This window comes from Mesorhizobium sp. M2A.F.Ca.ET.067.02.1.1 (assembly GCF_004023285.1).
In the GTDB taxonomy this organism is placed as follows: Bacteria; Pseudomonadota; Alphaproteobacteria; order Rhizobiales; family Rhizobiaceae; genus Mesorhizobium.
Genome location: NZ_RZSB01000242.1, coordinates 1 through 7,829, shown reverse-complemented (window position 1 = coordinate 7,829; position 7,829 = coordinate 1). Strand labels below are relative to the sequence as shown.

Below are 7,829 nucleotides of genomic sequence, written 5' to 3'. Positions count from 1 at the left end.
ACCCAGTGGCAGCGCCATGTCGTCGTCCAGCAGTCGGGTGATGCGGGCGAAGCCGACAAAGGCTTTCCTCGCTTCCTCGGCCGACATCTTGCCCGACATAGCCGCCGTACAGCAATTCAGGGCGCATTGATAAACCGGGCCGCGTCTTCCCGTTGGCCATTTCCGCAGGAACACCATCGCCTCGGAGACGCTATCGACTTCCTCCACAGGGTATCCCTGCCCACGCGCAATTCGCACTGGGGTAAAGAAATGCAAGCGATCCATGATTATCCTCCCGGCCGACCGCAACGCAGTCGAACCCGCATAAACGCACGTCCGGCGGATTGGTTCCAAACAAATTTGGTTGCCGATGGAAAAACTTCGGAACCCGCCGGCCGACACCTGTGCGATCAAGAAAGCGCCCATGGCGACTCGACCGATGCAGGCTTCGAGGAGGCGGATAACGGCGATTCTCATTGAATGTCTTTAAGGTGAAAGCCGGCAAATGGATTGCTTGCCGGTTCCCCAGCGACAGGCTTAACCTCTGCGGTTAAACGCGTGAGGGCGCGTTTGCAAGAAGGGGAACAACGACAATGACAATTCAAGGCGCATCGCCTGACCTCTATAACGAGGATCTGGCTCCGGCAACGGTCAGGAACTGGGGACCGTTTTCGATCTTCAATGTCTGGACTTCGGACGTCCACAGCCTCTGGGGCTACTATCTGGCGGCCAGCTTGTTTCTGTTCTGCGGCGGCTTCGTCAATTTCATCATCGCCATCGGCATCGGCTCGCTGATCATCTACGCGCTGATGAACATGGTCGGCTATGCCGGCGTGAAAACCGGCGTGCCCTACCCCGTGCTTGCCCGCGCCTCCTTCGGCATCTGGGGCGCCAACATTCCGGCACTGGTGCGCGCCATCGTCGCCTGCTTCTGGTATGGCGCTCAGACGGCTGCGGCGTCGGGCGCCATCGTGGCGCTGCTGACGCGCCTACAATGGTTCGACGAGTTCAACAAGAGCTCGCATCTTCTGGGACATTCGACCCTGGAGGTGATCTGCTTCGTCATCATCTGGGCGCTGCAGCTGTTGATCATCCAGAAGGGCATGGAGACGGTGCGCCGCTTCCAGGACTGGGCCGGTCCCGCCGTGTGGGTGATGATGCTGCTTCTGGCCATTTATCTCTGCGTGAAATCGGGCAGCTTCGCCTTCACCAGCGACATCCCGATGGACGTGCTGCGCGAGAAGACCGCCGACGCCGGCATTCCAGGCGACCCGGGATCGTGGACCGCGCTCTTCGGTGCCGCGGCGATCTGGGTGACCTATTTCTCGGCGCTCTATCTCAACTTCTGCGATTTCGCCCGCTACGCGCCGGACAATGCCGCCCTTCGCAAGGGCAATATCTGGGGCCTGCCGGTCAATCTGATCCTGTTCTCGCTGGTCGCCGGCGTCACCACAATCGCCGCCTACGACGTCTATCACGAAATGCTGCTCCACCCCGACCAGATCTCGGCCAAGTTCGACAGCTGGTTCCTGGCGGCGCTTGCGGCGCTGACCTTCGCCGTTGCCACGCTTGGCATCAACGTGGTGGCGAATTTCGTCTCGCCGGCCTTCGACTTCTCCAACGTCTTCCCGCGTCAGATCGACTTCAAGAAAGGCGGCTACATCGCGGCATTGATCGCGCTGGTGCTCTATCCCTTCGCGCCGTGGGAGGGCAGCGCCGCGCATTTCGTCGGCATTATCGGCGCGACGATGGGGCCGATCTTCGGGGTGATGATGGTCGACTACTACCTGATCCGCAAAAGCGAGGTCGACGTGCCGGCGCTCTACCGAGAAGATGGCGAATTCCGCTTCCAGGGCGGCTGGCACGTCAACGCCTTCATCGCCGCCGGCATCGGCGCGATCTTCTCCTCGATCCTGCCCAATTTCACCAACCTGCTGCCGTCCTGGTGGGGCGTCTATGGCTGGTTCTTCGGTGTGGCCATCGCCGGCGCCGTCTACTACGTCCTGCGCACTATGGCGCTCGGCGCCGGCGCCAGAACAGCCAAGGCCTGAAAAATCAAGAAGGGGCGGCGAAAGCCGCCCTTTCAATCTGCTTGCCGACCATCTCGGCGAGGCGGCGCACCGTGTTCCAATTGCGCGTCGTGCCGATACCCACACGTTTGTGGTTGATGGCCGCGAGCAATCGCGAACTCGGCCTTTCACGGGAAAATACAAACCAGATGTCGCCGCCGACCAATCGCACCTTCTCATCTTCGGCAGCGTAGGCGGCAAGGTCGGCAACAGCTTCCTCAAACGCAGGCTCACGCATCACGCGCACCGCAACCTGATCGGCCGCACCGGCGGATTCAGCCGGAAACGGATTGCCGGCGGCAAGTTTCAGCCAATCCTCGGCGCCACGCACGATGATGTCGACCTGGCGACCAAAAGTATTCTCGAAGGCCTTTTCCAGCCGTTGCTCGAGCTTCGAAATTTCACCTGTCCGCGCCTCGAACACCAGATTGCCGGTGGCCACCAGCGTGCGGACGTTCTTCAATCCCAGACCCTCGGCCATCGCCTTGAGATCGGCCATAACCACGCGCCGCCCCTCGCTCAGAATGATGCTGTAGAGCAGCGCGACGTAGGTCTGCATTATGAATCCGCACGGCCAACTCGCAGGCTGGAGCCTGGATATCAACACATCCTAAACCAGGCGCGACTGATCCACCGCCGCCGAGATGAAGCTGGCGAACAGCGGATGCGGCTCGAGCGGCCGGCTCTTCAGTTCGGGATGGTATTGCACGCCGATGAACCAGGGATGGTCTGGATATTCGACCGTCTCCGGCAGCACGCCGTCGGGCGACATGCCGGCGAAAACCAGGCCGCACTCTTCCAGCCGCTGCTTGTAGTCGATATTGACCTCGTAGCGGTGCCGGTGGCGCTCGGAAATCTGCGTGTCGCCGTAAATGTCAGCAATTTTCGAGCCCTTGGCGAGTTCGGCCTGGTAGGCGCCGAGCCGCATCGTGCCGCCGAGATCACCGGTGGCCCGGCGCTTCTCAAGCATGTTGCCTTTCAGCCATTCGGTCATCAGGCCGACGACGGGCTCATCCGTCGGGCCGAACTCTGTCGACGATGCGTGATCGACGCCTGCCAGCGAGCGTGCCGCCTCGATGCAGGCCATCTGCATGCCGAAGCAGATGCCGAAGTAAGGCACTTTGCGCTCGCGCGCGAACTTCGCCGCCAGGATCTTGCCCTCCGAGCCGCGTTCGCCAAACCCGCCGGGAACGAGGATGCCGTGCACCTTCTCCAGCCAGGGAGCGGGATCCTCCTTCTCGAAGATCTCGCTTTCGATCCAGTCGAGCTTGACCTTGACGTGGTTGGCGAGGCCGCCATGCGACAGCGCTTCGATCAGCGACTTATAGGCGTCCTTCAGCCCCGTGTACTTGCCGACAACGGCGATGGTTACCTCGCCTTCCGGATTGTGGATGCGCTTGGACAGCGCCTGCCAGGGCTCCATGCGCGGTTTCGGCGCCGGGTCGATGCCGAAGGCGGCGAGCACTTCCGAATCGAGCCCCTCCTGGTGATAGGCCATCGGCACGTCGTAGATATGCGGCACGTCCAGCGCCTGGATGACGGCGCTTTCGCGCACGTTGCAGAACAGCGACAGCTTGCGCCGCTCCTCCTTCGGGATCGGCCGGTCGGCGCGCACCAGAAGGATGTCGGGCGCAATGCCGATGCCGCGCAGTTCCTTGACCGAATGCTGCGTCGGCTTGGTCTTCAGTTCGCCGGCGGTCGGGATATAGGGCATCAGCGTCAGATGCACATAGACCGCGTTGTTGCGCGGCAGGTCGTTGCCGAGCTGGCGAATCGCCTCCAGGAAAGGCATCGCCTCGATATCGCCGACCGTGCCGCCGATCTCGCACAGTACGAAGTCATAGTCGTCATTGCCGTCCAGCACGAAATGCTTGATCTCGTCGGTGACGTGCGGGATCACCTGAACGGTCGCGCCGAGATAGTCGCCGCGCCGCTCGCGCTCGATGATGTTCTTGTAGATGCGGCCGGTGGTGATGTTGTCCTGCTGGTTCGCGGAACGCCCGGTGAACCGCTCGTAATGGCCGAGATCGAGGTCGGTCTCGGCGCCGTCATCGGTCACGAACACTTCGCCGTGCTGGTACGGCGACATCGTTCCGGGGTCGACATTGAGGTAGGGGTCGAGCTTTTTGATCCGCGCGCGATAGCCTCGCGCCTGCAGGAGAGCCCCAAGAGCTGCTGCGGCGATGCCTTTTCCGAGTGAGGAAACCACGCCGCCTGTGATGAATACATATCGCGCCATGGGAGTCATCGCTTAACGCGGCCTGATTGATTCCGCCAGAGAAAAAACCGCCGCGAAGGCTTTTTCCCAAAATGGCACGGGGGGCCCGCAAAGAGGCTTTGATACATTCAAAACAAAAGGGCCGGCGGTGCCGGCCCTTTCGGCAGTTTGATGGAAACCCTTAGATAATAACGACCTTCGTGCCGATCTTGACGCGGCTGTAGAGGTCCATGACGTGCTCGTTGATCATGCGGAAGCAGCCATTGGAGGCGCTGGTTCCGATCGAGTTCGGCGCGATCGTGCCGTGGATGCGCAGATGCGTGTCCTTCTTGCCGTCATAGAGGTAGATAGCGCGCGCGCCGAGCGGGTTCTCGCCGCCGCCGGGCATGCCGTCCTTGTACTGGCCGTAATGCTTCGGCTCGCGCTTCTGCATGTCGAGCGTCGGGATCCAGCGCGGCCATTCCTGCTTGTCGCCGACCGCCACGGTGCCCTTGAACTGCAGGCCTTCGCGGCCGACAGCGATGGCATAGCGGCGCGCAGTGGAAAACGACTCGACGAGGTAGAGGCGACGGGCGCTGGTGTCGATCACGATGGTGCCCGGCTCATAGCCGGTGAACGTGACGTCCTGCGGCACGAATTCCGGCTTCACCTTGAAGGGCCGCTTGGCGTCCTTCTTGGCCAGCGCCGAATCAAGTGCGCGGGTCTCTGGCAGATAGCTGATCGAGGACACCGAGGCACCGCCGAACAGGCCTGCGAACAGCCCACCGCTGCTCGTCTGCTTCTGGCCGGGCTGCTCACTGCGCAATTCACCGTTGTTGCCGGTGGCGGTGATGTTCATGGCTTCCGCCGGGATCGGCTCCTCGGCCTTGACCGCAACGAGCGGCGCTATCGGCTCCAGCGGCGCAAGGATGTTGGTGGTGTTCTTGGCCGGTTTGGCGTCGGCGACTTCAGATGCGGCCGCCCCGCCGCCCTTCTTGGCGAGCCATTCCTGGCGCGCCGCGTCTGCCTTGGCCTTTGCCGCCTCGCGCATCGCCAACTTGCGAGCCTCGAGCGCCTTTTGCTTGGCGGCTTCCTTGTCGGCCACGATCTTGGCCTCGAGCTTGCTGATCTGCGCAAGGTCGTCCGAAGTCGGGTTTTTCTTCTTCTTGAGGAGCCTCAGCTGCGATGCGTCGCTTTTGGCGGCGACGACTGGAATTGCGTCGGTCGTCTCTACCGACGGGGAAGTGGCCAGGTTTGCCGGTCCGGCAAAGGCCGCGGAACCCATGCCGAGGACGGCACAGACTCCCAGGAGGATGAAGCTGCGAAGCTGCATGGCGAAGATCCGATTGTCAAAAGCAAGTTGCCCACGGCATCGCCCGGCGCCCCCCAAGGACGCAGATAAAGTGCCGCGGGCAATCTATAATCGATTAGCCGTCATCGCCTCAAGCTGAGGCAGGCGCCACGCCCGGTTGAATCTTTGTGATCGGACGCGCATTTGCCGCGACTGTGTTCAAAGAACAACAGATCGCGGCCCGGTCCTTGGCTGGCTACTGGTTCGGAACCTGCGGCGTGACCGGCAAGGTGACGCCGTTGGCTGCCGGCGCTGGCGCAGCCGGAGCAGGCGTTGTCCCCGGAGCCGGCGCCATGGTGCCGTTGGCAAGAGGCGTCGTGGTCGTCGTACCGCCTGACGGAGCCGCGGGAGTCGTGCCGCTGGCCGGAGCCGCGGGCTTGGAGGTGCCCACCGGCCCATTGGAACCCGGCAGCTGGTTGAGCACGCCGCTGCCCTGGCTCGACGTCGCCGGACGGTCGAGAATGTCGATCGGCTTTTCGCCGTAGCGGGCAAGGATCGACAGCGCCAGCGAGGTCACGAAGAACGCAGCCGCCAGGATCGCGGTGGCGCGGGTCAGCGCATTGGCAGCGCCTCGCGCGGTCATGAAACCGGAGCCGCCGCCGATGCCCAGGCCGCCGCCTTCGGAGCGCTGCAGCAGCACCACGCCGACAAGGGCGAGCACGACCATGAGGTGGATGACGATCAGTACGGTTTCCATAATTTATCCTGGCGAGGCCAAGCGCTGCCGCGCATACGACCGGTGTTTTGGAGGCGGCTCCTTACAATGCTTTGGCGGCATTTCCAAGCCCGTGGCCGGGAATATGGGAAGCAATGCGGCCGATACAACGATTTATGCCGCTGAAGCCGAGGTGACGTTCTCTAGGAGATGTTCATGTAGGCTTCCGCGATCGCCAGGAAGTCGGCCCCCTTCAGGCTGGCGCCGCCGACCAGCGCGCCGTCGACATTCTCGACGCCGAGCAGTTCCACCGCGTTGGACGGCTTGACCGAGCCGCCATAGAGAATGCGCATCCTGGCCGCGGCATCGCCGAGCAGACCGGTCAGCTTGCCGCGGATATGCGCATGCGCCTCGGCGACGTCGGCCGCCGTCGGGGTCAGGCCGGTGCCGATCGCCCACACCGGCTCGTAGGCAATGATGGTGTTCGCCGCAGTGGCGCTGGTCGGAACCGATCCTTCGAGTTGGCGCGACAGGACATCGAGTGTGGCGCCCGCCTCGCGTTCGGCGCGCGTCTCGCCGATGCAGATGATGGCCACCAGCCCTGCCCGCCAGGCAGCCGAAGCCTTGGCATGGACCGTCGCATCGTTGTCGCCGAACAGTTCGCGGCGCTCGGAATGGCCGACAATGACATGGCTTGCGCCGGCGTCCTTCAGCATCTCGGCGGAAATCTCGCCGGTGAAAGCGCCGCTCTCCTTGGGATGGCAATCCTCTCCGCCGGCCCGCACCGGCGTGCGCGACAGGATCTCGGCTGCGCGCTGGAGCAACGTCGCCGGCACGCACACCACCGCTTCGGTCTCGGCGTCGAGTCCGCTCATGAACCCGTTGCCGATCGACCGCAGCTCGTTGAGCGAGGCGCTGGTGCCGTTCATTTTCCAGTTGCCGGCGACAAGGGGGCGGATTCCAGGGGTCATGGGACTCGTTCTCCGAGCGACATTAAGCAGCGCCCTCACTACCAAAATCAGGTCACAAAGCAATCGACAGTGGACCGGAAGGGCGCTATTGCGCTTGTTTCAGACTCGGCGCACGCGAAAATGCGCAAAACTCGGAAGTATGCATGCTTGGTATATTGAGAAGCGCGGCGGGCACCTGGGTCGCGAAAGCGCTGCTGTTGTTGCTGGTCCTGAGCTTTGCCGCCTGGGGCATTACCACGCGCATGGTGGGCGGCGTTCTGGGCGGCCATCACGCGGTGATCACTGCCGGCGGCACCGAGGTCTCGATCAACGAATACCGCCTCGCCTACGATCGTCAGCTCTCGATGTTGTCGCAGCAATATGGCCAGCGCGTCACCCAGGAACAGGCCAAGCTGCTCGGTGTCGACAATCAGGTGCTGGCGCAGCTCGTGTCGGGCGCTGTGCTCGACGAACAGGCGCGCAAGCTCGGCCTCGGCCTTTCCAAGGACCGGCTGGCCGAACTGACACGCGAGGATCCGGCTTTCAAGGGCCCCAGCGGCCAGTTCGATCGCCGGACGTTCGAATACCTCCTTCGCCAGCTCAACATGCGGCCCGAGGATTATCTCAA

General features: G+C 62.9%; 8 protein-coding genes. 2 read left to right on the top strand and 6 right to left on the bottom strand.

Annotation, left to right across the window (positions count from 1 at the left end):
• On the bottom strand, positions 1-264 hold a 264-nt coding region (locus EOA28_RS17670), incomplete at its 3' end, for a DUF982 domain-containing protein (protein WP_148670746.1).
• A 308-nt stretch (positions 265-572) separates the two neighbouring features.
• Between EOA28_RS17670 and EOA28_RS17665 the strand changes: the two genes are divergently transcribed.
• The gene (locus tag EOA28_RS17665; protein ID WP_127250253.1) at positions 573-2,030 is read left to right on the top strand and encodes an NCS1 family nucleobase:cation symporter-1; all 1,458 of its coding nucleotides are present in this window, start codon (positions 573-575) and stop codon (positions 2,028-2,030) included.
• A 4-nt stretch (positions 2,031-2,034) separates the two neighbouring features.
• On the opposite strand, the gene EOA28_RS17660 is transcribed toward EOA28_RS17665, so the two are convergent.
• The 5 genes from EOA28_RS17660 to tpiA form a co-directional block, all read right to left on the bottom strand.
• Positions 2,035-2,607 (bottom strand): DUF1697 domain-containing protein, encoded by a 573-nt coding sequence (locus EOA28_RS17660; protein WP_127250254.1) that lies wholly within the window; start codon positions 2,605-2,607, stop codon positions 2,035-2,037.
• Between the two features lie 51 nt (positions 2,608-2,658).
• The gene (locus EOA28_RS17655) at positions 2,659-4,296 is read right to left on the bottom strand and encodes a CTP synthase (RefSeq protein ID WP_126060765.1); all 1,638 of its coding nucleotides are present in this window, start codon (positions 4,294-4,296) and stop codon (positions 2,659-2,661) included.
• 151 nt (positions 4,297-4,447) lie between these two features.
• The gene (locus EOA28_RS17650) at positions 4,448-5,578 is read right to left on the bottom strand and encodes a L,D-transpeptidase family protein (RefSeq protein ID WP_127250256.1); all 1,131 of its coding nucleotides are present in this window, start codon (positions 5,576-5,578) and stop codon (positions 4,448-4,450) included.
• A gap of 214 nt (positions 5,579-5,792) precedes the next feature.
• On the bottom strand, positions 5,793-6,293 hold the full coding sequence (secG, locus tag EOA28_RS17645; RefSeq protein ID WP_126082668.1) for a preprotein translocase subunit SecG: 501 nt from the start codon (positions 6,291-6,293) through the stop codon (positions 5,793-5,795).
• Between the two features lie 161 nt (positions 6,294-6,454).
• Positions 6,455-7,222, bottom strand: coding sequence for a triose-phosphate isomerase (tpiA, locus tag EOA28_RS17640; protein ID WP_127250257.1), 768 nt, complete (start codon positions 7,220-7,222; stop codon positions 6,455-6,457).
• Between the two features lie 143 nt (positions 7,223-7,365).
• Between tpiA and EOA28_RS17635 the strand changes: the two genes are divergently transcribed.
• A partial coding sequence (locus tag EOA28_RS17635) for a SurA N-terminal domain-containing protein (protein WP_189342078.1) occupies positions 7,366-7,829 on the top strand: 464 nt, incomplete at its 3' end.

Bases quoted from the DNA above. Each gene is read 5' to 3' on its own strand.
- EOA28_RS17665 (WP_127250253.1), top strand. From the start codon at position 573: ATGACAATTCAAGGCGCATCGCCTGACCTCTATAACGAGGATCTGGCT.
- EOA28_RS17660 (WP_127250254.1), bottom strand. From the start codon at position 2,607: ATGCAGACCTACGTCGCGCTGCTCTACAGCATCATTCTGAGCGAGGGG.
- EOA28_RS17655 (WP_126060765.1), bottom strand. From the start codon at position 4,296: ATGACTCCCATGGCGCGATATGTATTCATCACAGGCGGCGTGGTTTCC.
- EOA28_RS17650 (WP_127250256.1), bottom strand. From the start codon at position 5,578: ATGCAGCTTCGCAGCTTCATCCTCCTGGGAGTCTGTGCCGTCCTCGGC.
- secG (WP_126082668.1), bottom strand. From the start codon at position 6,293: ATGGAAACCGTACTGATCGTCATCCACCTCATGGTCGTGCTCGCCCTT.
- tpiA (WP_127250257.1), bottom strand. From the start codon at position 7,222: ATGACCCCTGGAATCCGCCCCCTTGTCGCCGGCAACTGGAAAATGAAC.